Source organism: Rhodococcus sp. P4_B6, assembly GCF_056402215.1.
This window is the reverse complement of record NZ_JBFUHV010000443.1, coordinates 1-1269: the sequence shown is the minus strand read 5'-3', so window position 1 is coordinate 1269 and position 1269 is coordinate 1. Positions and strand designations below refer to the sequence as shown.

The 1269-nt window shown below is 66.9% G+C and carries 1 protein-coding gene and 1 pseudogene; both read right to left on the bottom strand.

The window, feature by feature from the left end:
- Positions 1-86, bottom strand: a pseudogene (locus tag AC1DWT_RS51420) (carbonic anhydrase); the annotation flags it as partial.
- A gap of 620 nt (positions 87-706) precedes the next feature.
- Positions 707-1269: malic enzyme-like NAD(P)-binding protein (locus AC1DWT_RS51415; RefSeq protein WP_477926293.1), on the bottom strand; the 563-nt coding region annotated here is incomplete at its 5' end.

Sequence of the window (1269 nt, the reverse complement as noted above, 5' to 3'; positions counted from 1 at the left end):
CCGGGGTGGATCGAGACTCCGCTGACGAAGCGCTCGTTACCCTGGCGGAGGGTTTTCCACGCGGCAACCGGATTGGAGTGGGGCATGCGGTTATCGTGCACCCGGCCTGTTGCGCCTGCTCGGCGGGAACATTACGGCGACGGAAACTCCGGTTCGCGCCTCGGCGACGGGACGTGTGAGGAGGAAGTGGCGGGCGACGCCTCGGTACTGATCAGCTGGTAGGGGTCTCCACGCATCGAAGGCATAGAGGTCAGCAAGGGACGCCCTGGAAGAGGATCAGTGCGCACGTGCGGTCCTGGCGGCTGCACTGGCCCACCGGCCACACCTTCGCCGGTCTCGCCGGGCGCATCAACCCGATCGTGCGGGGGGTGGATGCAGTACTGATGGATGCAGTAGTACGGTGCGTACTACTTGCGGACCGGACCGAGTACGCACTCTCAGATGTCCGCGCAGGGAATGCCACCGACGACGGGACGCAGCCCTGCCGGACGCTCCCGGCAGGTATCGGTGGAGTTGTCGGCTCGATCGGTTGGTCCCGGCAGACTGCTGAAGGCTCATTTCGAGAGCCGGAGACCGCCACCTGCGCCTATGTCGACATCGATCGCCGTTCGTGACTCTATGCACGGGTTAATGCTGTGGCGCCGTGGTTCTGCGTGGCGGCGCGGGCCTGTTGGCCACCTTCGAGTACATGCAGGAGCGACTGGGCTCAGTTCTGCGGCTGCCGCCCTCGTTCGGCCACCTGACGCACCGCCGCCGCGACCGCCGGCGCGACACCCGCGTCGAACACGCTCGGCACGATGTAGGTGGCATTGAGCTCGGACGGCGACACCCTGTCGGCGATCGCGCGGGCCGCGGCGATCAGCATCTCGTCGGTGATATCGACCGCGTGCGCGTCGAGCAGACCACGGAACACCCCTGGGAAGGCGAGGACGTTGTTGATCTGGTTCGGAAAGTCCGACCGGCCGGTGGCCACCACGGCGGCATGCTCACCCGCGGCGACCGGATCGACCTCCGGGACCGGATTGGCGAGTGCGAACACGATCGAGTCGTTGGCCATCGCCGCGATGTCCTCGCCCGTGAGAATGTTCGGCGCCGAGACCCCGATGAACACGTCCGCCCCGACCAGCGCGTCCCGCAGTGATCCCGTCCGAGCCTCCGGATTGGTGTGCTCGGCGATCCAGGTACGAAATTCGTCGGCGGTGTCATCGGGTGACACGATCCCCCGCCGCCCGCAGCCGATGATGTTCGTGCCGCCCTGGGCGACGAGCA